This window comes from Delftia lacustris (assembly GCF_040267515.1).
Lineage (GTDB): Bacteria > Pseudomonadota > Gammaproteobacteria > Burkholderiales > Burkholderiaceae_C > Comamonas > Comamonas tsuruhatensis.
Genome location: NZ_CP141274.1, coordinates 4818684 through 4844793 on the forward strand (window position 1 = coordinate 4818684; position 26110 = coordinate 4844793).

Genomic DNA, 26110 nt, shown 5'->3' on the forward strand with positions numbered 1-26110 from the left:
CCGACGACCGAGAGGTCGTCGGCTTTTTTTCAGTGCCTTGCATCGTCAAATTGCACCTTGCCGTACACGCTTGGACAGTGATTCAGCGCCCTCTTTGCGCTCGCTGTACCGATCCACCAGATACGGGACCGCGTCGCGCGTGAGCAGCGTGAACTTCATCAGTTCTTCCATCACGTCCACGATGCGGTCGTAATAGGCCGAGGGCTTCATGCGCCCGACCTCGTCGAACTCCTGGTATGCCTTGGCGACCGAGGACTGGTTCGGGATGGTCAGCATCCGCATCCAGCGGCCGAGCACGCGCATCTGGTTGACCGCGTTGAAGGACTGCGAGCCGCCCGACACCTGCATCACCGCCAGCGTCTTGCCCTGGGTCGGGCGCACCGCGCCGACCGACAGCGGAATCCAGTCGATCTGCGTCTTCATCAGGCCGGTCATCGCGCCGTGGCGCTCCGGCGAACTCCACACCATGCCTTCGGCCCATTGCACCAGTTCGTGCAGTTCCTTGACCTTGGGGTGATCAGCGGGTGCATCGTCCACCAGCGGCAGGCCGGACGGATTGAACAATCGGGTTTCACCGCCCAGCGCCCGCAGGATGCGGGCGGCTTCTTCGGCTGCGAGGCGGCTGAACGAGCGTTCGCGCAGCGAGCCGTAGAGCAGCAGGAAGCGCGGCGCGTGGGTGGTCCGTGCCGGCGCGAACAGGTGTTCGGCGTCTGGTTGCTGGAACAGCGCCGCGTCGATGTTTGGCAGGTCGAGGCGGGCTTCAGACACGACGGCCTTTCTCATCAACCAGCGGCTCGCCGTCTTCCTTGTTGAACGCGCCGCGCTGCGGTTGCGGCAGAAGGTCGAGCACGGCTTCCGATGGCCGGCACAGGCGCACACCCAGCGGCGTGACCACGATCGGCCGGTTGATGAGAATGGGATGCTGGAGCATGAAACCGATCAGGTCGTCGTCGCTCCACTTCGGGTTGCCCAGGTCGAGTTCGGCATAGGGCGTACCTTTCTCGCGCAGTATGTCCCGCACCGGCACGCCCATCGCCGCGATCAGCGCCTGGAGCGTGTCGCGGCCGGGCGGCGTCTTCAGGTACTCGATGATGGTCGGTTCCTCGCCGCTGTTGCGGATCAGGCCCAGCACGTTGCGCGATGTGCCGCAGGCTGGGTTGTGGTAGATCGTGATGGTGCTCATGGATGCCTCTTGGAGATTACGAAGTGGTCGCGCGGCGTTCGTACCAGCCGCGTGAGCGGTTGACCACCCGCACCACCAGCAGCATGACCGGCACCTCGATGAGCACGCCGACCACTGTTGCGAGTGCCGCACCGGAATGGAAGCCGAATAGGCTGATGGCGGCGGCCACGGCCAGCTCGAAGAAGTTGCTGGCACCAATCAACGCGGATGGCCCAGCGACGCAGTGCTTTTCGCCCGCCTGGCGGTTGAGCCAGTACGCCAGCCCGGAATTGAAGAACACCTGGATCAGGATCGGCACCGCGAGCATGGCGATCACCAGCGGCTGCCGGATGATGGCCTCGCCTTGGAAGGCGAACAGCAGCACCAGCGTCAGCAACAGCGCGGCGATGGACAACGGGCCGATGCGTTCCAGTGCCCTGTCGAACGCGGCCTGTCCCTTGCGCAGCAGCGCCCGGCGCCAAAGCTGGGCCAGGATGACCGGAATGACGATGTACAAACCCACCGACACCAGCAAGGTGTCCCAAGGCACCGTGATCGAGGACAGGCCCAGCAGCAGGCCGACGATGGGTGCGAAGGCGAGCACCATGATGGTGTCGTTCAAGGCCACTTGCGACAGCGTAAATGCCGGATCGCCGCCAGTCAGTCGGCTCCAAACGAAAACCATTGCGGTGCACGGTGCGGCAGCCAGCAGGATCAGGCCGGCGATGTAGCTGTCGAGTTGGTCGGCGGGCAGCCAATCAGCAAAAGCGTGGCGGATGAAGATCCACGCCAGAAGTGCCATTGAGAACGGCTTGACGGCCCAATTGATGAACAGCGTGATCCCCATGCCTCGCCAATGCTGGCGCACCTGGCCGAGCGCGGCGAAGTCCACCTTCAGCAGCATAGGGATGATCATCACCCAGATCAGCAAGCCCACCGGCAGGTTGACTTGAGCGATCTCCATGCGGCCGATGGCCTGGAATGCGGCGGGCGCGAACTGGCCCAGAGCGATACCCGCGATGATGCACACCGCCACCCATAGCGTCAGGTAACGCTCAAAGCCGCTCATGGCGGAGTTTGCTGGCGCGGGGCCGGCGGTATCGGTTGCGCTCATCGGTTCAGGCCTCACTGGCGGCCGATGTCGCGCAGTTCGCGCTGCAACGACATGGCATCTAGACTCTTGATCGGCAGCGACAGGAACAACTCGATGCGTCGGCGCAGCGTCATGGCGGTATCGAAGAACGCCTTGCTTTGTCGTTCCAAGGAGCCTTCCACGGCAGCCGGGTCAGGCACGCCCCAATGCGCCGACACCGGCTTGCCCGGCCATAGAGGACAAGCCTCGCCGGCTGCGTTGTCGCAGACGGTGAAGATGAAATCGAACACCGGCGCATCGGGCTTCACGAACTCGTCCCAGCTCTTGCTGCGGTAGCCCGTTGTCGGAAGGTGCAGCCGCTCCAGCGTGGCGAGCGCCAGCGGGTGAACTTCGCCTTTCGGATGGCTACCTGCCGACCAGGCGTGAAACCGCCCCTGGCCCATGTCGTTGAGGATGCCTTCGGCGAGGATGGAGCGGGCCGAATTGCCCGTACAGATGAACAAGGCGTTGTAAGTGGTATCGGTCATGGTCAGCAGCAGGTCTTGGATGGAGAAACCTCGCATACGCCACCTTGGCAGCAATGCTCGGTCAGGTAGCCGATGAGGCCGTTCATGTGGCCGTACTCGGCCCGATAGATCAGGTTGCGACCCTGCTGCTCGATGGTGACGAGGCCGGCATGGGCCAGCTCCTTCAAGTGGAAGGACAAGGTGTTGCGGGCCACGTCGAGCTGGTCGGCTAGCGTGCTTGGCGTCAGTCCGCCCGGGCCAGCAACGACCAAGGCGCGGAACACGCGCAGGCGCTGGGTGTGAGCCAGGGCGTTTAAGGCGGAAATGGCTTGATCTTCTTGCATGGTTCGATAATACAACAATTATTGAATCAATGTGCAAACCACAGTTGGGTTTGCGGGTTGCGCTATGTGTTGGACTGCAAAAGCGGGTAGCTCCCAGTTCGCATTCCTGACTGACCGCGCCGCCGCGCGCGGCCAAGGTATCGGCATCGCAACAGAAGAGCCGATGCCATGCCCGCAATCCATGTATCCCGGCACTTGGTCGGCGCCGGCCTCCTGGCCGCAGCCCTGCCCAGTGGCTGCGCGACCACCACGGCGCCGCTCGCACCCGATGCCATCGAGGAAGTCTCGGCCGCGCCCGAACCCGAGGCGCCCGAGTACATCCCGGTCGTGCGCTACGGCCGCTACACGCTGGTCGAGTTGGCACCCACGGCAGCGCAGCGCGACCTGCTGTTGCAGACCATCGACGTGTCCATGCCCGAGGATGCCCGCGCCACGGTCGGCGACGGGATGCGGCATGTGCTCAAGCGCAGCGGCTACGGCCTTTGCGAGACCGCGCATGCCGTGATCGAACTGTACGCGCTGCCGCTGCCGGCGGCACATCTGCATCTCGGCCCCATGACCTTGCGCCATGCGCTGCTCACGCTGGCTGGGCCGTCCTGGGAACTGCACGCGGATGACCGCGCACGGCAAATCTGCTTCGATCGGCCCGGCGACCGTGCAGTCGCCGAGTCCCCATCCGGGCCACTCGCCACCGAGACGGTGCAGACGTTCCCGCTGGCGCCTGCGGTTTCGGGAGGCCAGCCATGAATGCCTCGCATCCCGCCCAACGCTCAACCGCGGCGGTTGTCATACAGAGCCTGTTCTGGCTTTGGCTGATCGGCCTCAGTGTCATCGTGGCGCTGGGCTACCTGGCGATGCGCGATCAAACCGACCAGGATCGGCTGGATTCCCGCCTGCAGCGCCTGGAAGCGCAGGCGACTGGCCTGGCCGAGACCATCGAGGCCATCCAGCAGCGCCCAGCCGTCGCAACGGCCGCTGACCTCAAGGACACCCGCCAAGTCCTGGAAGCACGCGCTGCCCAGGTCGAGAAGTCGCTGAGCGGCTATGCCGCCGCTGATGACCTTCAGGCGCTACGCGCCGAAATCGAGCAGATCAAGACGCGCCAGACCGCCGCGCGTGCCGCAGCCCCCGCCCAGCCGCGCGCATCACGCCCGGCCGCCGCCTCCAAGGCCGAACCGCCGCCGCTGCCGTTCCGCGTCGTCGGCGCCGAACTGCGCGCTGGCCAGCGCAGCGTGTCCGTCGCGCCGAGCACCGGGGACTTCATGCCCGCCCAACTTCAGGTGCTGCTGCCCGGGGATGCGGTCGGCCCGTGGCGCCTGCAGGCGATCGAGGGCAACACCGCAGTGTTCCAGGCCGGCAACCAGACCCGCCGTGTGGCGATTCCCTGACCGGAGCACCCCATGAAGCCGTCGATCCTCCTTTCCGCGCTCGTGTTGGCGTCGGTGCAGTGGCCCATCTGGGCGCAGCAGCCCGCAACGGCCCCGGCGCGCAATGCGCAAAGCCAGGAGCGCCCGCTGGCCGCCCGCGTGCTGGACGATCGGGCGGCCAGTGAATGGGGCCTGCAACCGCAGGAGTGGACTCGCTATCGCGAGCTGATGGACGGGCCGCTGGGCATCTACTCGCCCAACCTGGACCCGCTGTCCGCCCTGGGCATCGAGGCACGCACTGACGAAGAGCGGCGGCGCTACGCAGAGCTGCAGGTGCAGGTCGAAGCGCGCCGCGTCGAGAAGCTGCTCGCCTACCAGCGCGCCTACGACGAAGCCTGGCAGCGCCTGAACCCCGGCATGCAGCGCGTGAACCTGCCCGACGACAAGCCCGGCGCCGGTCCCGTGCGTGGTAGAGGCCGCACCGCGGTGTTCGTCAAGGATGGCTGCGCTGCCTGCGGGCAGCTCGTACAGCGTCTGCAATCCTCAGGCGCCGATTTCGACCTGTACATGGTCGGAAGCCGCCAGGACGACGCGCGCATCCGCGACTGGGCCAAGCGCGCGCAGATCGACCCGGCGCGCGTGCGCGCCGGCAGCATCACGCTCAACCACGATGGCGGCCGCTGGCTGTCGCTGGGCCTGCCCGGTGATTTGCCCGCAGCCGTGCGCGAGGTGAACGGCCAATGGCAGCGCCAGCCGTAGCTGCCCCCGTATCGCAGTTCTTGCGCGCACTGGTGCTCTCTGCAGGCGTGTATGCCAGCACCCCCCATGCCCAGGAGGTGCCGCCACCGGCCTACCAGCTTGCCGCCCAGCGCGCGGGCATCCCTTCGACGGTGCTCTACGCCGTGGCCTTGCAGGAGAGCGGCATCCGGCGCAACGGGCGCATCGTCCCATGGCCGTGGTCCCTCAACGTCGCCGGCCAATCGCGCCGCTTCGCCACGCGCGCCGACGCCTGCGCTGGCCTGCAGCAGGCGATGCGCGCCACGCCGCACACGCGCATCGACGCGGGCCTGGGCCAGATCAACCTTGGCTACCACAAGCACCGCTTCACCGGCGCGTGCGATCTGCTGGACCCGTACCGCAACCTCGCCGTTGCCGCCGAGATCCTGAAGGAGCAGCACACCCCCGGCGAGGACTGGCTGCTGGCGATCGGCCGCTACCACCGCCCCGCTGGCGGCGAGCCCGCCGTCCGCTATCGGCGCAGCGTGTCCCGCCACCTTGCCCGCGTGCAGGGCACGCGCCCAACCGCCGCGGTCTTCGCCGCGCGCCAGGAGACCTCCCCATGACGAAACCCCATCCGGTCCAACTCGCGCTCACGGGCCTGCTCATGCTGCTGTCAGGCCTGCCGCTGGCCTCGCGTGCTGGCGAGCCGCTGATCGTGGTCGAGGACCGTGGCGGCACGTCGGCATTGCCGTACTACGAAGCCCTGAACCTCCAGCCGCGCGCCAACGCGCCGGCCCGCCCCCCCATCCCGACGCCCCGGGTTCCCGCCACGCCAGCGGACGAAGCCGCGATGCTGCCGGTGCGCAGCAGCAAGCTCACGCCCGGTACCGTCGCGCGGCGCGTGATCGAAGCGCCCGGCCTGCGGCCGTTCGCGGTCATCGGCGACGACGAGGCTTCCCGGGTCTGGTTGCAGCGCCGCGCCGCCGCTTTGCGTGAACGCGGCGCGGTCGGCCTGGTGGTCAACGTCGAGACCGCGCAGAGCCTGGCACGGCTGCGCGCTCTGGTGCCTGGCGTACCGCTCGCGCCCGTGGCCGGCGACGACCTGGCCGATCGCCTGGGCCTGCGGCACTACCCGGCGCTGATCACGGCCACCGGCATCGAGCAATGAAGCCATGTCAGGCAAACAGCCGGTCGAGGTTCTGCTACGCCCAGCGGTGGAGCTATACACCGTCGCGGCGTGTGCAGGCGCCGCGTTTCTGTGCCTGGTGGCCCCATGGTCGCTCGCGCTGAGCCCGGCCATGGGCATCGGCAGCGCCTTGGCGTTCGGCGCCTACGGCGCGATCCGCTACCGCGATGCCCGCATCATCCTGCGCTACCGGCGCAACATCCGCCGTCTGCCGCGTTACGTGATGACCAGCAAGGACGTGCCGGTCAGCCAGCAGCGCCTATTCGTGGGGCGCGGCTTTCTCTGGGAGCAGAAGCACACGCATCGGCTGATGCAGACGTACCGGCCCGAGTTCCGCCGCTACGTCGAGCCGACGCCGGCCTACCGGCTGGCCAGGCGCCTGGAGGAACGGCTGGAGTTCGCGCCATTGCCGCTCTCTCGCCTGCCGAAGCTCACCGGCTGGGACGTGCCTTTCAACCCCGTGCGCCCGTTGCCGCCTGTCGGCGGCCTGCCAAGGCTGCACGGCATCGAGCCCGACGAAGTGGACGTCAGCCTGCCGCTGGGCGAGCGCGTCGGGCACTCGCTGGTGCTGGGCACCACGCGGGTGGGCAAGACGCGCCTGGCCGAATTGTTCGTCACGCAGGACATCCGCCGCAGGAATGCTGCCGGCGAGCATGAGGTCGTCATCGTCATCGACCCCAAGGGGGATGCCGATCTCTTGAAACGGATGTACGTCGAAGCCCAGCGCGCTGGCCGCGAAGGCGAGTTCTACATCTTCCACTTGGGCTGGCCGGAAATCAGCGCCCGCTACAACGCCGTGGGCCGCTTCGGTCGGATCTCGGAAGTGGCGACACGCATCGCGGGGCAGCTCTCCGGCGAAGGCAACAGCGCGGCGTTCCGCGAGTTCGCATGGCGCTTCGTGAACATCATCGCCCGCGCCCTGGTGGAACTGGGGCAGCGCCCGGACTACATGCTGATCCAGCGCCACGTCATCAACATCGACGCGCTGTTCATTGAGTACGCCCAGCACTACTTTGCCAAGACGGAGCCCAAGGCCTGGGAGGTGATCGTCCAGATCGAGGCCAAGCTCAACGAGAAGAACATCCCAAGGAACATGATCGGGCGCGAGAAGCGTGTGGTGGCGCTGGAGCAATACCTCTCCCAGGCGCGCAACTACGACCCTGTGCTCGATGGCCTGCGCTCGGCGGTGCGCTACGACAAGACCTACTTCGACAAGATCGTTGCATCGCTGCTGCCGCTGCTGGAAAAGCTCACGAGCGGCAAGATCGCCCATCTCCTGGCGCCGAACTACTCCGACCTGGCCGACCCGCGCCCGATCTTCGACTGGATGCAGGTCATCCGAAAGCGGGCCATCGTCTATGTGGGTCTGGATGCGTTGTCTGACGCCGAGGTCGCCGCAGCGGTCGGCAATTCGATGTTCTCTGACCTGGTTTCGGTGGCCGGACACATCTACAAGCACGGAATCGACGATGGCCTGCCGGGCGCATCGGCTGGTGCGCGCGTGCCGATCAACGTGCATGCGGACGAGTTCAATGAATTGATGGGTGACGAGTTCATTCCGCTCATCAACAAGGGCGGTGGCGCGGGCCTACAAGTCACCGCCTACACGCAAACGCTTTCGGACATCGAGGCCCGCATCGGAAATCGCGCGAAGGCCGGCCAAGTGATCGGGAATTTCAACAATTTATTCATGTTGCGCGTGCGCGAGACGGCCACCGCGGAACTGCTGACGAGGCAGTTGCCGAAGGTCGAGGTCTATACGACCACCATCGTCTCGGGCGCGACGGACAGCTCAGACATCCGCGGCGCGACGGACTTCACGTCGAACACCCAGGACCGCATCAGCATGTCCAGCGTGCCGATGATCGAGCCGTCACACGTCGTCGGTCTGCCCAAGGGCCAGTGCTTCGCGCTGCTGCAGGGCGGCCAGCTTTGGAAGGTACGCATGCCGCTGCCGGCGCCGGACCCGGATGAAGTGATGCCGGCGGACCTGCAGCAACTGGCCGGGTACATGCGCCAGAGCTACAGCGAGGCCACGCAGTGGTGGGAGTTCACCAGCTCGCCGGCCTTGCAGGATGCGGCCTTGCCCGACGACCTGCTGGACGATGCCGCTGCGGCCGAGCCCGGCGCGGTGGCCACTGGCGCCGACGATGGCTCGGGCAACGAGGCCGTGCCATGAAGGATGCCACCTCGACCGCGCAGCGGGAGCAGAACCAACGCCAAGGCTTGATCGTCGGCACCATCACCTTACCGTTCCGGCTGCTCGGGGTGCTCATTGGCTCGCTGCTGTTCTCGATCGTGGTGGAGTGCGTCGGCATGCACCTGTTCTGGAAGGACCAGGGCTGGCGCCACTCCCAGCAGATGCTGCAGTACGAACTCGGGCACCTGTCCAACCACTTCACGCGCAGCGTGGTGGTGCAGGAGCCCGGGCGCACGGCGCACGAGCTGGTGGATACCGGGTACGAGTGGGTGTTCGTGCGCTCGGGGTTGCTGGAGCGCATGAGCCAGACCGCCGAGCGCGTCCGCGCGCCCAGCCACGGGCAGAGCCGCAACTTCCGCTACTACATCAGCCAGGTCTATGTCTGGGCCGAAAGCTACCTGATCGCTGCGGCCTTCACGACGCTCACCTTCCTGGTGCGCCTGCTGGTCCTGGTGCTCACGCTGCCGCTGATCCTCACGGCGGCATTCGTCGGCCTGATTGACGGCCTGGTGCGACGGGATGTGCGCCGGTTCGGCGCGGGCCGCGAATCCGGCTTCATCTACCACCGCGCGAAGGCCAGCCTGATGCCGTTGGCCGTGCTGCCTTGGGTCACCTATCTCGCTCTGCCCATATCGGTGCATCCTCTGGTCATCCTGCTGCCCAGCGCGGCGATGCTGGGGATGGCAGTCAGCCTGACCGCAGGCAGCTTCAAGAAGTACTTATGAGGTGACACGGGCGGCACTGCTCTGCAAAGCCGTGTGCCGTTCATCGGTTCTGCAGGGTATCAAGAGCAGCATCCAACGCCGTAACCGCCTCGACGACCGTTCTTACCGTCGCCCGATCGAACTCATGATCGCGCTGAGCGTCGTGCACACCGCTATTGAGGTAACCCCATTCAATACTCGTACCGCTGACATTGAGCAGCCTGACCAACGCCCCTACGGCATCCGGCGCACCCGCATGTTGCGCCGCGATACGCTCGACGGCCGACCGCAACTTGGTGCATTTATTGTTCAGCTCCCAAGGCGCGCGGGGCCCGCTCAGCTTGATGTCGATCCGGCCGTCCGCCCGCCGACCCAGCCACGTCCACAGGCGGTCCGTCAGACTCTCCAGCGCCGGCCGGGCCTGGCGCAGTGCCTCGCGTTTCTCGTCAGCCGCCAACGCCTGCTGGGCCAGAAGAACATAGTTCTTCGCTGGCGGGTCGCTGTCGACCCGCAGTTCGTGCTCTCCCTGATGCGGGAGAAACTTGTAGCGCTTGATGGCCGCGGCGCGGCGCACGCCCAACTCCTGCTGGATGCGGTGCAGGAACTCCTCTGCGTGCGAGGTGAGGATAACCTGCTTGCCGTGGAGCAAACCGTCCTCGAAGAAGGTACGCCAGATGCCATCGCGATGGTCGTCGTCTATCGCATTGACGACGTCATCGAAGATGACCACGGGGCAGCCCTGCGCGAGGTTCTTGGCAAGCAGAATCGCCAGACCCAAGCATTTGATGTGCCCTTCGCTGAAGACGATCAACGCGTCGTAGCGCACGCCCGGCTCGCCGGCGAACTCCACCTCGATCTTGCCGTTCTCGGCCACGGGCAACCACAGCGCGTGCAGCAGATCGCCGGGCGGATCGGCCCGGTTGAATGCGTTGTAGAGATGGCGGGCTTGGTCTCCCAGCCCCTGTAGCAGAACCCCCGGCAGAGCGGTCAGGTATGCCTGAATCTCGGGTAGGAAGCCGTCGTAGGCGGCCTTGACCCGCTGATGGTGCACCACCACCGGCATTTCGTCCGTGGCCGCCTGGATCAGGCCGCGGTTCGCGTCGTCGAATTGGGCCACGGTTTGGCGGGCGGCCGCCAGCTCCTGATCCGCAGTCGTGCGCATGGTCCGCAGCCGTTCGATCTCCAGCTGATGCTGTTGCAGGCGGTCGCGCTCCTGGGCCATCGCGCCGCGCTGGGCATGCACGTCGCGCGCCTGCGCGTCGAAGCCTTCGATGATCTGTGCGATCCGTAAGAGGGCTTGCCAGGCGCGCTGGTCCCCATTCACCCAGCCGCCGAGCCAATTGCCCGCCGACGTGGGAGGCAGCAGTGGCAGGCCCGCGGCCTGCGATTCGGCAGGACAAGCGACCCCAGCCGCCGCCACCACGCGGCGCATTTCGTCCCACAGCGCTCGGACCGCCTCGCTCAACTGCGTCCGATGCCCGGCCTCTTGCTGCTGCAGGACGGCCAGTTGCGCGAGCTGCTCCAGGCCCATTCGCGCCCTGGCGAACGGGTCCTGTGCCACAGCGGCCAGTCCGGTTCCACATGCCGGACACGCGGTCGCCCCGTCCGCCAACGCTTGCACGGCCTCGTAGAGCTTCGCGTACGACACCTCGCCCGCGCGGGCCGCGAGTTGCGCGGAAGACGCTTGCCACAGTCCCTGGACGCGGTAGGCCTCTGCCAGCAACGCTTGCAGGCGGGCCTGGGTCACCTCGTGAATGGCAGGCGGGTTGGCGTCCAGCTGAGCCTGGACATACGGTAGCCGTCCTTGCTGCTGCGGCGTACCCAGCAGCCAGTCCACGCAGGCTTGATAGGTCGCGCCAGGTGACATGCGCTGCGCCAAAGCTTGTTCCAGGCCCTCGACCGCTGCGATCTTCTGCGGGTAGGCGGCGATGGTCTGTTCGGAGCTCGCCAACCGCAGGCGACGCTGCGCCAGCTGCGCCGCCTGCACGCCGGCAAGCATCAGGTCCTGATCGAGCGAGGGGTTGAAGCCGCGCACGAACTCGCTGAACTGGTCCACGCCGAACAGGGTGGCGATGAGCTGGCGCTGATCGCTCGGGGTCCGCGCGGCGATTCGGGCGAAATCGTCGAGGCGGTTCTTCTCGATGAAGCAGAAGCGATACTCAGCTTCGTCGGGCTGGACGGCCTGCGCTTCGCCCGCCGCCGTAGACGACAGGACTGGCGCGACGTGGCGGCGCAGGCGAGCGTTGTTGCAGTACGTCCGCTGGTCGACCCGCTTGGCCTGCGCTTCGCTGATCGAACCGAGCATCGCCACTTCCAAGGCTTCGCAGAAGCTGCTCTTGCCGGTGCCGTTGGCACCGTAGACCAAGGTGATGTCATGGCTGAGGTCGAACGTCTCCTGCCGCATGAATCCTCGAAACGGCCCGACTTCGAGCTGGTGCAGTCGCCCGAACGCCGGCCCGTTTTCGGGGCCGCGCGCGTCCCCGTCGTAGGCGACAGGCATTTGCGCCAGATGCGCGATGGCCAGCGGCGCCAAGCGCGTGGAGCGCCCCCGGCGTGCAGCACCGACCTCGGCCAGTGGCTGCAGGTGATCGAGCACCAGGTGCGCCAGCCGGCGCACGTCGTCGTGCACGTGCCGCTGCGCCAAGTGCGCCAGGAACCGGTGGTACTCCGAACGTATGCTTGCCACAGCGCCCCCTCACTTGGTCAACCACTGACCGTAAGCCTCCACATCGATCATGGGGACCGTTCCACTGAACTGAAGCTGCGCGATCAGCTTGAAAAGAAACGCGGTCGCCGGCTTGTTTTCGTTGGTGTAGCTGTACGCGCCGCTGGCTTGGTCATAGAAAAAGTGCCCGTGGGCGGCAACGCATCCGATGTCCAGACGCCCCTCGGTGAGGTTTGCGTTCAGCGCCTTGTCCATGGATGGACCCAATGCAGGACTCCATTCGCTCTCGAAGGTGAGCAAGCCACCCAGAATCGGAATCAACGGCTTCGCTGGGTAGGTCCCGCCAGCGTGCGGGATCGGCAGGCTCGTGCGGTGCAGCCTGCGCACACTGGCGACCTTCTCCTGGGCATAGGCCACAAGCCCCGCGTCAGCCGTCTGCTTGGCCTCGAAAACGGCGTACACGCTTTCGGCTGGAATGATCGTCTCGTTCTCGTAGGTGAAGATAAAAGGCGAATATTGCCGATCAAACACCACCACATCGATCTGCTGGCTGAAGTTCCCCAGGCTGTCCACCACATGCGCCTTGGCCGCCTGGTACCGTTTGGGCAGATAGGTATCCAGCATGTCGATCCAGACGTTCTCGCTCGCATCCCCCTTCGTACCCGGGTGACCGAAGGTCTTGCGTACTACGGACAAGCGCTGCTGGATGTCCTCATGCAGGGACGACAGGAGCTGGGAAAGCGACCACTGGGACATGCTGTACCTCGATGGGACGTGTATGGAAGCCGATGGAATCAGGACAGTGGGAACTTGGGGCCAAACAGTGCGCGCCAGGCGCGAAGCGCTTCGATATTGCGACCACGACGCGCGTGGTCGATGGCGATGCTTGCGTCCTGGCTCGCCTGGAACAGCAGCTGCTGCGCGCGCTGCTTGCGCGCGGCATCCATATCGTTGCTGATCGCCGGGCCAAGTCCGGCGGGATCCGGCCACTCGTCATGAACTCGATCGGCAAGCGTGGCAAAGAACGACTGGATCTCGCGATCGAACGATCAGCCGCCGTAAAGACACTCAAGGGCCATTACCTCGATCAGGAACGAGGGCTTCACCGGCTTCAGATCGCCGTGCTTGGGATTGTTGTTCCAGTACTTCACCATGCGCACGAGACCTTTCCACTCATTGGCATAGGCTTGGTGCGCTGCGGTCGCCTTGTCCTTATGGATCTCCGGGTCCGTCTTGATCCACTTTCCGGACGCCGTATCGGGGATCTCATACTGGTCGCCGGTGTCGAATGCGGGCACCGCATCCACGCTGACCACCCGGTAGTCCGTGTTGTCCTCCGCGTCGATGTGAACACCGAAATCCACGTTGATCGAGCGCGCCTGTTTGCGCACGGCCGCCGAACCGTATTTCTCCACCAATGCAGAGTGGAAATCATCCAGCACTACCGATGCGGCCTTGCCGTGGTAATGCTTCTCCGAGTCCTTCAGCACGAAGAAGATGTCGATATCCTTGAGCGGCTTCGTCTTCGTGTATCGAGCATAGGAACCGGTCAGGAAGCTGCGCGCAATGCCGAACTTGGTCTGCAGGTAGTCCCGCACTTCGTTCTGGCGTTGCGAGGCATTCTTCTGTTCGCGTTCGTTGAGTTCCAGACGCGACTTGAACTTGCGAAAAGCTTCATCGATCGACAGCATCAGCGTTGCCTCCAATATCCGGCCTGACCCGCCAGGCCGCTGTGTTCGACAGTCGAGCCTAGGCTCTGCTTGACCATTCCATCCGTCGAGCGATAACTTCCTTTGCTCCATCCCTCCACATCAGGTCGCCCTGGCTTTGTATCGAGCATTAACTTGTACTTGGCCTGCGATGGCAGCAGCCCAGCTTTCTTGATCGCGTACTTCAACTGCTCGGTATCTGTCCAGAAGCTGCCGTCGCCATCGGACCACCCATACACGATGTCGATATCCCATCGGGTCACGAGCTTGTCGGTTGCCGGGTTGTAGATCTCCAGAATCACCTTGCGCAGATCACCGGTCCCGAGCCACGTCTTGATGGCTCGGGTATTGCTCTCCCAGCGATCCGCAAAGTGCTCAGGGTCCAGCCCACTGAGCAGGATGATGTCTTTCAAGCTCTTGAGGATGTTGTCGGTCACATAGGTAACCGAGTGCGTGTACGAGTAGGTGGCGACGGTGCTCATGACTTGAGGAAACCTCCGAGGTCGAGCGACAGCGCTTGCCCAGCATCGGCCTGCGCCTGCGTGGCAATTCCTTGGCTCAAGTCCCGTGCAATGATGCGAGAACTGTGCTTTTTGAGCGCGCTTTGCACCCAGCCGAGCTGCTCCTTCGGACACGGCAGCGAGACTCCCCAGTCTCCCTTCAACGGCTCGAACCCCAAGACTTCTTCGTTGGCATCATCACCATCGATCGCGTCTTCGTCGAAGAGGCAGTAGATCCTGGTCCGTGGTCCATCGCATGTCGCAACGATGGGCGCGCTCTTGGGTGCCTGGTCGGCGATCAAGCTGGCGGCCACGCCCGTCACGGCCCTGAGTTCAGAGCGAGCCGTGCCGTCCTTGCCCTGAGTGAGCAGTTCGACAATGGCATCCCATGTCTGCAACGCATCGCGGTGCGGCGAGCTGCGAAACGTCCGGCTGACAACGGTGGTCATTTTTGCTTCCCTCCTTGAAGGCGCATTTGCTTTGCCTGTCGTATCGCACTGCGCAGGTGCTCTACGGAAAGCTTGTTCGGATCGATAGCCACTTGCGGGTCGGCCGCGAGGGCGTTGGCTACGACCTTGCGAATGGCCCGACCATCCAATCCGACGCACTCGCCAGCGCACACGTCGAACTGGTGAGCCGAGGAAAGCTTGCCAATCCCCGGAAATGTCTTTGCCAGGCCATTCAGGCAGTCCACTAGGATCTGCTTGCAGGCATCCTTGCCGGGCAGTGGCACCTCCATCACCATGTCGCAACGAGATAGGAAGGCACTGTCGACGGCCTGTGGGAAGTTGCTGGTGGCCACGAACAGCAGATGCGGGTTGCGTTCGGCCAACATGTCCAACTGCACCAACACCGCGTCGGTGGCCCGGTGCACATCAACCGGGTTGGCTTCCAGGCTGAGCTTCGCTCGATCAGCCGCAAGCGTTTCGACCTCGTCCAGAAGGACGATCGTCGGGCCCGCCGCTGCGGATTCTGCGATCGATTGCGAGAACAGGTCTGCCACGGCGCGTTGAGTCTTTCCCATTGCAGAGCTCGTCAGCGTGTGAGGCTCCACTTCCAGCAATCGAAACTTCGCAGAAGAAAAAGATTCGGCCACACGATGCGCCAAGCCCCGTGCCAAGGAGGTCTTCCCAGTCCCCGGCGGGCCGACCAACAAGATCACGCCGTGCAGGGGGAGTACCGTGCGCTCCACCTTGGGGCGCACCGTGAAGTTGACGATCGCTTGTGACAGCAACTGTTTTTTGATGGCTTCGTCCATCACGATCGAATCCCACAAGTCACCCAGCGACTTATCCGGCAGCTTCCAGCTTCGATGGATGCCTTTCGGCAAAGTGGCGTCTGATGAAGGATTCTTGGTCATCCGTGGCTCTCGGCGGGTCAGAGAATGGTGCGATAGGTCGCCAGCACCTTGGTCGTTTGCACAAGGCCTTGGCGCAGCAGGATTTCGAGATAGCGGTCCACATCGATCGGCGGATGCTTGAGTTGGGCACGCTGGCGCTGCGCAGCCGACACTACGGCGGCCGCATCCAGATCCAGCAGGTTGTCCACAAACTCATCGGGGTGCTGCGATTCGATGCCGTACGGAGCCAGCAGATCGTTCGGGAAATCACGTTCGTTGAACGTCACAATCACGCTCGCACCGCAGCGAATCGCCGCAGCCAGGACGTGCCGATCATTCGGATCGGGTAATGTCAGGCCTGCCACGAGCGCTTCGTAGCCCTCCACCAAGCCGTCCGGAATGGCCCTGTCCATGAGATCCGACGTCCTGTCGACCTGAACCCGGGTGAGATCGGGGCGGTTGATCAACAGGTTGCGTTTCCACTCCTCATGAATGGCTTGGCTCCACCGCGCCCGGAAGCGGCCAGACAGGCCGAGCCACATCAGGAAATCCCGCAGTGGCGCGGGATATAGAACGCACGCGTCGTAGACGGCGGTGAATGGGGAATGCCTCATTCGTATCCCATTCCCAACTCTTGCGACTGCTGAGCGAGTTCGGCCATCGCCTGCTCACTGGCGCGCTCGCGCGCTTCCTTGTACTGCATCAGATCGGCGAACCTCACCCTGCGGTGCTTGCCGGTGCGATGAAATGCCAACACCCCATCTTCTAGCAGCTTGACGAAATGGGGACGGGACACGTTGAGCAAGTCCGCCGCCTCTTGGGTCGTCAGCTCTGCATGGACGGGCACCACCTTTACTGCATTGCCATCGGCCAACTCGGCCAGGATGTCGACCAGCAGGCGTAAAGCCGAGGTAGGCAGTTCCACCTGATGAGCCTGTTTGTGGTCATCAAAGATCTGGATGTGCTGCGTCTCGAACTGGGTTGCGAGGTAAGCCGCCAAGGCACGTTGACCCTGGACGGCTGCCTTAACCTCTCCCGCGGCGGGAAGGGTCATCTTGGATTGGGCAGTGGCGGTGGTCATGGGTAGCTCCTAAGCGAAAACGGTTGCAGAGCCGATCATATTCGAAACACTCGAAAAACGCAATAATCGAAACTCAACCCGGGCTTTTGTAGGTTCGCTCGCGGTATGCCCAATCCGGTCGTCCGCCAGTTCCTATTGTTTGCGGCCTAAAACAGCCCTGATCTCCACGATCACCCCATTGCTGATCACACAGGAATGGCGCGATGGTGGCTTCGATCTGGCTGCGCGCCGCGCATCGCGGCGTGCCCACTTTTCTCGTGACGGCCCTCCTGCTGGGTCAGTCCCAGATGGCCTTGGCCGAGTCCCCGGCACAGCGCCAGGAGCTGGTCGCCGCACTGCGCCAGCTCGACGCGCTGGAGCGCACCGTCGCGGACAGCGCCGCGCATGCCCCCATCCAGCCGGGCGAGCGCTACCACTTCGACTACCCGCGGCTGCTGGCTGACCTGGCGCGCGTTCGCGCCGGCATCCAGTTTCACCTGACGCCATCGCGCGCTCAGCCGCGCGACCCCTCCGAACTGGCCGGCGACTACCGCACCGAGCGGGCGGCCGAGCCGCTGCCGGCGACGACTGCGGGGGGCAAGCAATGAACGGCGCCCAGGTCTCGGCATTTCAAGCCAACAGCGGTATCGCGCCTTCCGCGATGGCGACCGTCCTGGTCGGCGTCGTGCTCGCGGTCCTGCTCGTGTGGGGCGTCTGGGCCATCCGAACGGCCTACGTGGGGTGGTCCGAGAGCCGCCTCAACCAGCGCCAGTTCCTCGGCGTCTGCATTCGCTTCGTCGCGATGTACCTCGTTCTGAGTTTCTTCCTTCTGTCCTGACCTGAAAGGCCCGACCATGCACAACCGCAACCTCACTTCCCGTTTTGCCCAGCGCGCCGCCGTGGCCCTGGGCGCCGCCGCGCTGCCCGCGCTGTCGTTCGCGCAAGGTCTGCCGCAATTGGAGAACCCCACGCGCGGCACCGGCAACGGCATCATGGAGACCATCCGCAACTACGGCTACGACATCATCATGCTCGTGGCCCTGCTGGTGGTGGCGTCGATGTTCATCGGCGTCTGCTACCACGCCTACGGGACCTACGCGGAGATCCACACCGGCCGCAAGACGTGGGGCCAGTTCGGCCTCACGGTCGCCATCGGCGCCGTGCTGCTCGTGATCGGCATCTGGCTGCTCACCGAAGCCACCGGCATCCTGTAAGCGAGGCCGGTATGTCCGAGCAGCAGCACGTCCGTGCGGACGGGACGGTCACGTTCCTTCCGCACCGGCTCAACCGCCATCCCGTTGTCGTGCGCGGCCTCACCGCCGACGAGCTGTGGATCTGCTGCGGCCTGTCCGGCGCCGCCGGCCTGCTGGTCGGCGCGCCGCTTTCGTGGGTGTTCCGCACGATCGCCATCGCACCGACGTTCGTTGTCCTGGGCGTGGCCTTGGGCGTGTTCATCGGCGGCGGCATCCTGCGCCGCCTCAAGCGTGGGCGCCCCGACACCTGGCTTTATCGGCAGTTGCAGTGGCGCATCGCAACGCGCCATCCGCTGATGGCCGGCTGGGTGGGCGGCCACGTGCTGATCTCGCGCTCGGGCTTCTGGTCCACCCGCAGGAGCATGCGATGAGTCGCTTCAAGAACGAGATCGCCCACCTGCAGGCTCACATCAAGACCTTGCGCCTGGGCGCGGGCGCGCTGGTCATTGTCGCCCTGGTCATGGGCGGCGGCTGGTGGAGCGCGCCGCGCGACCTGACCATCCACGTCCCGCCCGACCTGCGCTCTGGCAGTACCCGCAAGTGGTGGGAAGTGCCGCCCGAATCGGTCTATGCGTTCACGTTCTACGTGTTCCAGACGCTGAACCGCTGGCCGACCAATGGCGAAGAAGACTACTCGCGCAACCTCCACACGCTCTCGCCGTACCTCACCCCGTCCTGCCAGGCCTTCCTTCGCGCGGACTACGACTACCGCCGCTCCACCGGCGAGCTACGCCAGCGCGTGCGCGGCATCTACGAGATTCCCGGCCGCGGCTATGGCGACGACCCCACGGCGCGCGTGCGCACCGTGTCCGATCGCGACTGGGTGGTGACGCTGGACATCACGGCGGACGAGTACTACGGCGCCGAGCAGGTCAAGCGCGCCCTGGTGCGTTATCCGATCAAGGTCACGCGGGTGGACGTCGATCCCGCCCGCAACCCGTTCGGCCTGGCGCTGGACTGCTACGAAGGCGCGCCCCAGCGCATCAGTGCACCGGAGCCGGCGCGCCCGGCGCCGAGTGGCCTGTCTCCGCAAGCGCCTCAAGGAGGAAACACCCCATGAAGCATCCTGTACTCGCGCTGCTGGGGCTACTGGCCGTGGCCGCGGCACCCGTCGCCCAGGCGGTGGAGATCCTGCGTTGGGAACGCACGCCACTGGCAGTGCCGCTGAAGGTCGGTCAGGAACGCATCGTGTTCATCGACCGGAACGTGCGCGTGGGCGTGCCCGCGGGCGTGGGCGAACGCCTGCGCGTGCAGAGTGCGGGTGGCGCGGTGTACCTGCGCGCCAGCGAGCCGATCGAGCCCACGCGGTTGCAACTGCAGGACGCCGACACGGGCGCGCTGATCCTGCTGGACATCGCAGCCGAACCGCCCAAGGACGGGGAAGCCGAGCTGGAGCCGGTGCGCATCGTCGAGGGTGACAGCGCACCGGGACGCTATGGCGAGCAGGCCGACAGTGCCGAGGCCCCGGCACGCGCCCAGGGCCAGGCAGGTGCGCGGACCGCGCGGCGCGAAACTCCGGTCCCTGTCGTGCTGACGCGCTTCGCCGCGCAGAACCTCTACGCACCGCTGCGCACCGTCGAGCCGCTTCCGGGCGTCATGCGGGTCAACCTGCGCCGCGACCTCGACCTGGACACACTGATGCCAACGCTGCCCGTGCGCGCGGTCGCGCTCGCGTCGTGGCGGCTGGAGGACCAGTGGGTCACTGCCGTGCGCCTGACCAACGGCAGCGGCGGCTGGATCACGCTCGACCCGCGCATGCTGCAAGGCGATTTCCTCACCGCCACCTTCCAGCACGAGGCGCTGGGCCCGCGCGGCACGCCCGAGGACACGACCGTCCTCTACCTGGTCACGGGCGGCCGCGGCCTCGCGCAGTCGCTGCTGCCGGCGATTCACCGCTTCGACCCTGCCGTGCATCTGCCGCAGCCGGACGGCGACGAGAACGCCAAGGAGGCCCGCCATGCGCAGTAACGGCCTGCTCAAGTGGCTGATGATCCCTGTCGCCATCCTGGTGCTGTTCGTCGGTATCCGGCTGTTCTCGGGTGGAGGCAGCACGGCGCCACCCGCGGCGGACAACGGCGCCCAGCTCACGCCCGAGGAAATGAAGGCGCTGGGCATCGAAGGCGACACCCCGCGCGACACCGTGGCGACGCTGGTTGCGCAGGTCAAGCAGTTGCGCACCGAACTTCAGACCGCGCTCTCGGACAACAAGTCCCAGCGCGAAGAGAACCAGCGGCTGCGCCAGCGCGAGAATTCCATCGACCAGCGCATCAACTCGGCGCTCGAATCCGAGCGGTCCAACCTGCGCCGCGACCAGGAGCAGGCGGCCAGCGCGCGCCAGCAGACCGAAGGGCTGCTCGCCGACCTGCAGCGGCGCCTGGACAGCATCGGCGGGCGCGGCGGCGGCCATGCGGACCTGCCCGTGGGCTTGGGGCTGCAGGGCGGCGACGAGGCCGGCATGGAGGGCGGCGTGCGGTGGGTCGAGCCGGACGACGCAAAGCCCGCCGAGGGGCGCAACGGGGGGCGTGGCGCGAGCGGCGGCATGAGCTTCCCCACGAGCTTCGGCCCGGCGCAGAGCACGCTCGAAACCACCGCGGAAACCGTGGCCAACGCGGGCGCCCGCGCCGCCGGGGTCAAGAGTGCCAAGCCGGTCTATACCGTGCCGACCAACTCCACGCTCATGGGTTCGGTCGCCATGACCGCGCTGATCGGCCGCGTGCCGATCGACGGCACGGTCAATGATCCCTATCCGTTCAAAGTCCTGGTCGGGCCGGACAACCTGACCGCCAATGGCATCGACATTCCCGACGTGGCCGGCGCCGTGTTCAGCGGCACCGCCTCGGGCGACTGGACGCTGTCGTGCGTGCGCGGTCAGGTGCGCAGCATCACGTTCGTCTTCCACGACGGGACGATTCGCACGATCCCCGAAGACCGCGAGGGCAACCAGCAGAACAACCAACAGCGCGACGGCTTGGGCTGGATCAGCGATCCCCACGGCATTCCTTGCGTCAGCGGCGAGCGGCGCAGCAATGCCCAGCAGTACCTCGGCTCGCAGGCCCTGATCACCGCGGCCGGTGCCGGCGTGGCCTCGCTCATCGAGAGCGACAGCGGCCGCATGTCCTATGTCGGCTCGGACGGCTCCATCGGCACCGTGGGCATCACCGGCCAGGAAGCGGTCGGCCAGATTCTGGCGGGCGGCGTGCGGGACATGTCGGCCTGGGTCAACAAGTTGTACGGCCAGGCGTTCGCCGCCGTCTATGTCCAGCCCGGCGCCAAGGTTGCCGTCCACCTCGAAAAGCCGCTCGCCATCGACTTCGATCCCGAAGGCCGCAAGGTCGATCACCGCGCAGGAGAAAGCCATGCCCTTGAACTTGACTAACCTGGCCCGTGGCCTGGCGCTGGCCCTCGCCGTCGCGGTGCTTGGCGGCTGCGCCACCAGCAAGGAAAAGCTGCTGACCCACGGTGACCGCACGATGATGGATATCTGGCAGCAGGAGGCCGGCGACGGCGGTGGCGCAGCCGGACGGAACGCCGGCCGCCAGCTGCTCGATGCGCGCCAGAGCCTGCGTCGGCCCCTGACCGACGCCGACGTGCAGGCCGCACCTGTCGAGCAGATGCGCTACACGCGCACCGCGCGCAATGAGGTCCACCGCCAGTTCCAGCGCCTGCCCAATCCCGATCTCGTGATGTACGTGTACCCGCACCTGGCCGGCACCGATCCTGTGCCGGTGCCCGGCTACACGACCGTCTTCCCGCTCTACCAGCGCATCCAGTACGCGATGCCGGGCGAGCGCGTGGAGGACTACTGATGCGGTGGAAACTCCCATGGCCGAAGCTGGCCGGCGCCGGCTCCAGTAGCCCGGCCAGCGATGAGCAGCCGGACAGCTGGCAGCGCCACGTCGAGGCCTTGCGCCAGGCCGGCATCCCCGAACCCGGTTCGGCAGTCCACGGCCGCAAGCCAGCGACCGTGGCCGACGAGCAGGCGCTGTACGACGTTGCGCCGTCCTTCGTGGAACTGCTGCCCTGGGTGGAGTTCATGCCCGAGTCGAAATCGATGCTCCTGGAGGACGGCCAATCGGTGGCGGCGTTCTACGAGCTGGTGCCGCTGGGCACCGAAGGCCGGGAACCCGGCTGGCTCGCGCATGCCCGCGACGCCCTGGAAAACGCGCTTCAGGACAGTTTCGATGAACTGGACGAGAACCCGTGGGTGCTCCAGCTCTATGCCCAGGACGAACCGAGCTTCGACCAGTACATGCAGACCTTGCGCGATTACGTGCAGCCACGTGCGCGCGGCTCGGCGTTCACCGAGTTCTACCTGCGCTTCTTCGGCCACCACCTGCGCGCTGTGGCCAAGCCCGGCGGCCTGTTCGAGGACACGGTGGTCACGCGGCTGCGCTGGCGCGGCCAGACGCGGCGCGTGCGCATGGTGGTGTACCGCCGCGCGAGCGGACAGGGACAGGCAAACCGCCGCGGCCAGACACCCGAGCAGATGCTGGGCATCGTCTGCGACCGCCTGTGCGGCGGCCTGGCGAACGCCGGCATCCAGGCCCGGCGCATGGTCGCGGCCGACGTCCACGACTGGCTGCTGCGGTGGTTCAACCCGCGCCCCACGCTGCTCGGGCCTGGGGTGGAGGACCGGGAGCGCTTCTACGCGTTGGCGCGCTATCCGGACAGTACCGAGGAAAGCGAGGCCGGCGAGATCGAGCTGGCGAGCGGGCGGGATTTCAGCCAGCGGCTGTTCTTTGGGCAGCCGCGCTCGGACGTGGCGCAAGGGGCCTGGTACTTCGACGGCATGCCGCACCGCGTGCTGATCACCGACCGGCTGCGCATGCCGCCCGGCACCGGGCACCTGACCGGCGAGACCCGCAAGGGGGACGCGATCAACACGCTGTTCGACCAGATGCCCGAGGACACCTTGATGTGTCTCACCATGGTGGCCACGCCGCAGGACGTCCTCGAATCGGACCTCAACCATCTGGCGAAGAAAGCTGTGGGCGAGACGCTGGCGTCGGAGCAGACGCTCAAGGACGTGCATGAAGCCCGCTCCCTGATCGGCAGCGCGCACAAGCTCTACCGGGGCACTCTGGCGTTCTACCTACGCGGGCGCGACGAGGCGGAACTGGATCGGCGCGGCCTGGACCTCGCGAACGTGATGCTCAACGCCGGCCTGCAGCCGGTGCGCGAGGACGACGAGGTGGCGCCGCTCAACAGCTACCTGCGCTGGCTGCCGTGCTGCTACAACCCCGGCAAGGACCGGCGCCGGTGGTACACGCAACTGATGTTCGCCCAGCACGCGGCGAACCTGTCGCCAGTATGGGGCCGCGCCCAGGGCACGGGGCATCCCGGCATCACGATGTTCAATCGCGGCGGCGGCCCGATTACGTTCGACCCCTTGAACAGGTTGGATCGGCAGATGAATGCCCATCTGTTTCTATTTGGCCCCACCGGCTCGGGGAAGTCCGCCACACTCAACAACCTGCTGAACCAGGTGACGGCCATCTACCGGCCGCGGCTTTTCATCGTGGAAGCCGGCAACAGCTTCGGCCTGTTCAGCGACTTCGCGCGGCGCCTGGGCCTGACCGTGAACCGGGTCAAGCTGGCCCCCGGATCGGGCATCAGCCTGGCGCCGTTCGCCGACGCACGCCGGCTGATCGAAACGCCCAGCGACGTGCAGACGCTCGATGCCGATGCCCTGGACGAAGACCTGCCACCGGATGCCTCGGCCATGGAGGCGGATGAGCAGCGCGACGTGCTCGGCGAACTGGAGATCACGGCACGGCTGATGATCACGGGCGGCGAAGACAAGGAAGAAGCGCGGATGACGCGGGCCGACCGCTCGCTGATCCGCCAGTGCATCCTCGACGCCGCCGAACATTGCGTGGCGGAGAAGCGCACCGTGCTCACGCGCGATGTGCGCAATGCACTGCGCACCCGTGGCCAGGACCCGACGTTGCCCGAGATGCGCCGTGCGCGGCTGCTGGAGATGGCGGACGCGATGGACATGTTCTGCCAAGGCACGGACGGCGAGATGTTCGACCGCGACGGCACGCCGTGGCCCGAGGCCGACATCACGCTGGTCGATCTGGCGACCTATGCCCGCGAGGGCTACAACGCGCAGCTCTCCATCGCCTACATCAGCCTGATCAGCACGGTGAACAACATCGCCGAGCGCGACCAGTACCTGGGACGGCCGATCGTCAACGTGACCGACGAAGGTCACATCATCACCAAGAACCCGCTGCTCGCGCCCTATGTCGTGAAAATTACAAAAATGTGGCGCAAGTTGGGCGCCTGGTTCTGGCTGGCGACGCAGAACATCGACGACCTGCCACGTGCAGCGGAGCCGATGCTCAACATGATCGAGTGGTGGGTGTGCCTGTCGATGCCGCCGGACGAGGTGGAGAAGATCGCGCGCTTCCGCGAACTCTCGCCGGCGCAGAAGGCGCTGATGCTCTCCGCACGCAAGGAAGCGGGCAAGTTCACCGAGGGCGTCATCCTCTCCAAGAGCATGGAAGTGCTGTTCCGCGCCGTGCCGCCAAGTCTCTACCTCGCGCTCGCGCAAACCGAGCCCGAGGAGAAGGCAGAACGCTACCAACTCATGCGGCAGCACGGCGTCAGCGAGCTGGATGCCGCCTTCAAGGTGGCTGAGAAGATCGACCGGGCACGTGGCATCGAGTCGCCGACCCTGGACCTGCCCTGAATCTGCCGTACACCGGAGAACGCCATGGAACAGAAACGTCCTTCCATTCCGATGCAGGTGCAGGCGTTCCGCCGTCGGCACTGGCGGCCCAGCTGGCCTTGGACAGTGGCCGCAGCGCTGGTTGCACTGCTGCTGATCTGGCTCGTGTCCCGTTGGCCCGGGCAGTCCACGCCTCAGACTTCAGCGCCAGTCAGCGAGACGCAGGTGGCTGGGCCTCCGTGGCAGATGGGCAATCCGGAAGGACGCTTCACGCTGACGCTCTACGCGGACCTCGAATGCCCGTTCTGCCGGTCCTATTTCCCAGTGCTCAAGCGTTGGGTGGCCGGCAATGCGGACGTGGCCTTGCAATGGCATCACCTCCCGTTGGCAGCGCATGAGCCGGCCGCGTCCGCGGAAGCGCGCTTGGCGGAATGCGCGGGCCAAGCCAGCGGTCATGCCGCCTTCTGGCAGGCCGTCGAGTGGGTATATGCCCACACGCGCAGCGACGGTCAGGGCTTGCCCGAGGACCTGCGCTACCCCGACCTTACGCCACCCATCGAGCAGTGCATCGCGAGCGAGCGGCCCGACGCGGCGATTCGCGCCCAAACTGCGGAAGCCACGAACAGCGGCGTGACCGCCACGCCGTCGCTGCGGCTACACGATCGCGAAACCGGCAAGGCTATCCTGCTGCAGGGTCCGATCGAGGGCGATGCCTTGCTGTCGGCCATGGACATGCTCGCGGCCCGCGATCCCGCCGCCACACCTACATCGGAAATGCCTGCCGACGTCGTCGGCGACATGCCCAGGTAGCCCCGGTCTTCAAGGCTACGGCGCAGTCCGCTGCGCTGACCGCAACCCGTTCGCCTCGCATCCTGGCCGCGAACGATCACCGCTCCCGCGGTGATGGATGCACCTTGTTCGTTCCCCAGGAGGGCTTGCCCTCCCCGGGCGCGCGCCCTCCGATCTCACCATTTGGAGGTTCGCCATGTCTTTCGTCGTCAATGACTCCTGCCTGGAGTCGCTTTCCGCCATCGCTGCCCAGCACGAGGACTGGATCATCCAGCAAGCCATTGCACTGCTGGAGAAGCGGGTTTTCAAAGCGGGTCCGAAACTCCTCGACCCCACGGCCGTGCGCGACTACCTGCACGTGAAGCTGGTGGCCGAGCCCAACGAAATATTCGTCGCTGTATTCCTTGACAGCATGCATCAGGTGCTGGCCTACGAGCCGTTGTTCAGGGGCACGATCAACTCGACTTCGGTCTATCCGCGTGTCGTCGTACAGCGTGTGCTGGAATTGAATGCCGCTGCGGTGGTCTTCGCACATCAGCACCCCTCGGGCATGTCCGAGCCGTCGATCGCGGATCGCGTGCTGACCCAGCAACTGCAGGCCGCGCTGGCGCTCATCGATGTGCGGGTACTGGACCACATCATCGTCGGCCAGGGTGCCCCGTTCTCCTTTGCGGAGTCCGGCCTGCTGTAAGTGTTGCACTGCTTCGTTGATCAGCGCGGAGGCTTCGGCCTCCGCTTTTTCTTCGCGGCGACACAAGCAGGTATGCGGGGTGGCCGCGATGCGCATTGTTTGTTGGGACCGCATGGGGTTCGGCGTTTGACTATGGCCCTGATCAA

The 26110-nt window shown here is 65.7% G+C and carries 30 protein-coding genes and 1 pseudogene; 18 read left to right on the top strand and 13 right to left on the bottom strand.

Going from position 1 to position 26110, the window contains the following annotated elements; all coding sequences use genetic code 11:
- Positions 1-45: 45 nt before the first annotated feature.
- The 5 genes from arsH to U6958_RS23485 are packed head-to-tail and all read right to left on the bottom strand — an operon-like array spanning position 46 to position 3123.
- Positions 46-768, bottom strand: a complete 723-nt coding sequence (gene arsH / locus U6958_RS23465; RefSeq protein WP_003120015.1) for an arsenical resistance protein ArsH — start codon at positions 766-768, stop codon at positions 46-48.
- Positions 761-1183, bottom strand: a complete 423-nt coding sequence (gene arsC / locus U6958_RS23470) for an arsenate reductase (glutaredoxin) (RefSeq protein WP_006217715.1) — start codon at positions 1181-1183, stop codon at positions 761-763. Before arsC ends, arsH begins: the two co-directional genes overlap by 8 nt.
- Before the next feature lie 16 nt (positions 1184-1199).
- On the bottom strand, positions 1200-2276 hold the full coding sequence (arsB, locus tag U6958_RS23475; RefSeq protein ID WP_006226019.1) for an ACR3 family arsenite efflux transporter: 1077 nt from the start codon (positions 2274-2276) through the stop codon (positions 1200-1202).
- 11 nt (positions 2277-2287) lie between these two features.
- Positions 2288-2782 carry an arsenate reductase ArsC gene (locus U6958_RS23480; protein WP_006226020.1) on the bottom strand — a complete coding sequence of 165 codons (495 nt, stop codon included), beginning with the start codon at positions 2780-2782 and terminating at the stop codon, positions 2288-2290.
- 2 nt (positions 2783-2784) lie between these two features.
- Positions 2785-3123 (bottom strand): helix-turn-helix transcriptional regulator, encoded by a 339-nt coding sequence (locus U6958_RS23485; protein ID WP_071534486.1) that lies wholly within the window; start codon positions 3121-3123, stop codon positions 2785-2787.
- A 150-nt stretch (positions 3124-3273) separates the two neighbouring features.
- Here U6958_RS23485 and U6958_RS23490 point away from each other — a divergent pair, with 150 nt between their 5' ends.
- The 7 genes from U6958_RS23490 to U6958_RS23520 are packed head-to-tail and all read left to right on the top strand — an operon-like array spanning position 3274 to position 9303.
- Complete coding sequence (locus tag U6958_RS23490; RefSeq protein ID WP_016852812.1) at positions 3274-3852, top strand: PilL N-terminal domain-containing protein; 579 nt, start codon at positions 3274-3276, stop codon at positions 3850-3852.
- Positions 3849-4493 carry a hypothetical protein gene (locus U6958_RS23495; protein ID WP_003120009.1) on the top strand — a complete coding sequence of 215 codons (645 nt, stop codon included), beginning with the start codon at positions 3849-3851 and terminating at the stop codon, positions 4491-4493. Before U6958_RS23490 ends, U6958_RS23495 begins: the two co-directional genes overlap by 4 nt.
- Before the next feature lie 12 nt (positions 4494-4505).
- Entirely contained in the window at positions 4506-5231 is a 726-nt protein-coding gene (locus U6958_RS23500) for a TIGR03759 family integrating conjugative element protein (RefSeq protein ID WP_003120008.1), read from the top strand.
- On the top strand, positions 5213-5815 hold the full coding sequence (locus tag U6958_RS23505; protein WP_006226021.1) for a transglycosylase SLT domain-containing protein: 603 nt from the start codon (positions 5213-5215) through the stop codon (positions 5813-5815). The genes U6958_RS23500 and U6958_RS23505 overlap by 19 nt, the downstream gene beginning before the upstream one ends.
- Positions 5812-6360 carry an integrating conjugative element protein gene (locus U6958_RS23510; protein ID WP_006226022.1) on the top strand — a complete coding sequence of 183 codons (549 nt, stop codon included), beginning with the start codon at positions 5812-5814 and terminating at the stop codon, positions 6358-6360. The genes U6958_RS23505 and U6958_RS23510 overlap by 4 nt, the downstream gene beginning before the upstream one ends.
- 4 nt (positions 6361-6364) lie before the next feature.
- On the top strand, positions 6365-8557 hold the full coding sequence (gene traD, locus U6958_RS23515) for a type IV conjugative transfer system coupling protein TraD (RefSeq protein ID WP_006226023.1): 2193 nt from the start codon (positions 6365-6367) through the stop codon (positions 8555-8557).
- Entirely contained in the window at positions 8554-9303 is a 750-nt protein-coding gene (locus U6958_RS23520) for a TIGR03747 family integrating conjugative element membrane protein (RefSeq protein ID WP_006226024.1), read from the top strand. Before traD ends, U6958_RS23520 begins: the two co-directional genes overlap by 4 nt.
- A 40-nt stretch (positions 9304-9343) precedes the next feature.
- Here U6958_RS23520 and U6958_RS23525 read toward each other — a convergent pair whose 3' ends face one another.
- The 8 genes and pseudogenes from U6958_RS23525 to U6958_RS23560 all read right to left on the bottom strand — a co-directional run bounded on the left by U6958_RS23525 (position 9344) and on the right by U6958_RS23560 (position 16576).
- The gene (locus U6958_RS23525; protein ID WP_023085359.1) at positions 9344-11968 is read right to left on the bottom strand and encodes an AAA family ATPase; all 2625 of its coding nucleotides are present in this window, start codon (positions 11966-11968) and stop codon (positions 9344-9346) included.
- A gap of 9 nt (positions 11969-11977) precedes the next feature.
- A complete protein-coding gene (gene nucC / locus U6958_RS23530; RefSeq protein ID WP_003050273.1) occupies positions 11978-12703 on the bottom strand; it encodes a CBASS effector endonuclease NucC in 726 nt (241 codons plus the stop codon).
- 38 nt (positions 12704-12741) lie between these two features.
- Positions 12742-13638: pseudogene (locus tag U6958_RS23535) on the bottom strand (CBASS oligonucleotide cyclase).
- Positions 13638-14138 (bottom strand): type III CBASS phage resistance system CD-NTase-associated protein Cap7, encoded by a 501-nt coding sequence (gene cap7, locus U6958_RS23540; RefSeq protein WP_003090159.1) that lies wholly within the window; start codon positions 14136-14138, stop codon positions 13638-13640. Before cap7 ends, U6958_RS23535 begins: the two are co-directional and overlap by 1 nt.
- Positions 14135-14605, bottom strand: a complete 471-nt coding sequence (gene cap8 / locus U6958_RS23545) for a type III CBASS phage resistance system CD-NTase-associated protein Cap8 (protein WP_003090160.1) — start codon at positions 14603-14605, stop codon at positions 14135-14137. Before cap8 ends, cap7 begins: the two co-directional genes overlap by 4 nt.
- Complete coding sequence (locus tag U6958_RS23550; RefSeq protein ID WP_016852809.1) at positions 14602-15516, bottom strand: AAA family ATPase; 915 nt, start codon at positions 15514-15516, stop codon at positions 14602-14604. The genes cap8 and U6958_RS23550 overlap by 4 nt, the downstream gene beginning before the upstream one ends.
- Before the next feature lie 17 nt (positions 15517-15533).
- A complete protein-coding gene (locus tag U6958_RS23555; protein ID WP_003153636.1) occupies positions 15534-16109 on the bottom strand; it encodes a PIN domain-containing protein in 576 nt (191 codons plus the stop codon).
- Positions 16106-16576 (bottom strand): helix-turn-helix domain-containing protein, encoded by a 471-nt coding sequence (locus U6958_RS23560; protein ID WP_003050245.1) that lies wholly within the window; start codon positions 16574-16576, stop codon positions 16106-16108. The genes U6958_RS23555 and U6958_RS23560 overlap by 4 nt, the downstream gene beginning before the upstream one ends.
- 203 nt (positions 16577-16779) lie before the next feature.
- Here U6958_RS23560 and U6958_RS23565 point away from each other — a divergent pair, with 203 nt between their 5' ends.
- The 11 genes from U6958_RS23565 to radC all read left to right on the top strand — a co-directional run bounded on the left by U6958_RS23565 (position 16780) and on the right by radC (position 25964).
- Positions 16780-17163 carry an RAQPRD family integrative conjugative element protein gene (locus U6958_RS23565; RefSeq protein WP_003090167.1) on the top strand — a complete coding sequence of 128 codons (384 nt, stop codon included), beginning with the start codon at positions 16780-16782 and terminating at the stop codon, positions 17161-17163.
- Positions 17160-17393 (top strand): TIGR03758 family integrating conjugative element protein, encoded by a 234-nt coding sequence (locus U6958_RS23570; protein ID WP_003090170.1) that lies wholly within the window; start codon positions 17160-17162, stop codon positions 17391-17393. The genes U6958_RS23565 and U6958_RS23570 overlap by 4 nt, the downstream gene beginning before the upstream one ends.
- Before the next feature lie 16 nt (positions 17394-17409).
- Positions 17410-17769, top strand: a complete 360-nt coding sequence (locus U6958_RS23575; protein ID WP_003090173.1) for a TIGR03745 family integrating conjugative element membrane protein — start codon at positions 17410-17412, stop codon at positions 17767-17769.
- Between the two features lie 11 nt (positions 17770-17780).
- Complete coding sequence (locus tag U6958_RS23580; protein ID WP_003105639.1) at positions 17781-18179, top strand: TIGR03750 family conjugal transfer protein; 399 nt, start codon at positions 17781-17783, stop codon at positions 18177-18179.
- Entirely contained in the window at positions 18176-18868 is a 693-nt protein-coding gene (locus U6958_RS23585) for a PFL_4703 family integrating conjugative element protein (protein WP_023100424.1), read from the top strand. Before U6958_RS23580 ends, U6958_RS23585 begins: the two co-directional genes overlap by 4 nt.
- Positions 18865-19776: a TIGR03749 family integrating conjugative element protein gene (locus U6958_RS23590; protein WP_023100423.1), complete on the top strand. Its 912-nt coding sequence runs from the start codon at positions 18865-18867 to the stop codon at positions 19774-19776. Before U6958_RS23585 ends, U6958_RS23590 begins: the two co-directional genes overlap by 4 nt.
- Positions 19766-21184 carry a TIGR03752 family integrating conjugative element protein gene (locus U6958_RS23595; protein ID WP_023100422.1) on the top strand — a complete coding sequence of 473 codons (1419 nt, stop codon included), beginning with the start codon at positions 19766-19768 and terminating at the stop codon, positions 21182-21184. The genes U6958_RS23590 and U6958_RS23595 overlap by 11 nt, the downstream gene beginning before the upstream one ends.
- Positions 21165-21614, top strand: a complete 450-nt coding sequence (locus U6958_RS23600) for a TIGR03751 family conjugal transfer lipoprotein (protein WP_023098546.1) — start codon at positions 21165-21167, stop codon at positions 21612-21614. The genes U6958_RS23595 and U6958_RS23600 overlap by 20 nt, the downstream gene beginning before the upstream one ends.
- A complete protein-coding gene (locus tag U6958_RS23605; RefSeq protein ID WP_023098545.1) occupies positions 21614-24505 on the top strand; it encodes a conjugative transfer ATPase in 2892 nt (963 codons plus the stop codon). Before U6958_RS23600 ends, U6958_RS23605 begins: the two co-directional genes overlap by 1 nt.
- Positions 24506-24529: 24 nt before the next feature.
- Positions 24530-25294: a thioredoxin domain-containing protein gene (locus U6958_RS23610; protein WP_023098544.1), complete on the top strand. Its 765-nt coding sequence runs from the start codon at positions 24530-24532 to the stop codon at positions 25292-25294.
- Positions 25295-25469: 175 nt separating this feature from the next.
- A complete protein-coding gene (gene radC, locus U6958_RS23615) occupies positions 25470-25964 on the top strand; it encodes a DNA repair protein RadC (RefSeq protein ID WP_009518518.1) in 495 nt (164 codons plus the stop codon).
- Positions 25965-26110: the final 146 nt, after the last annotated feature.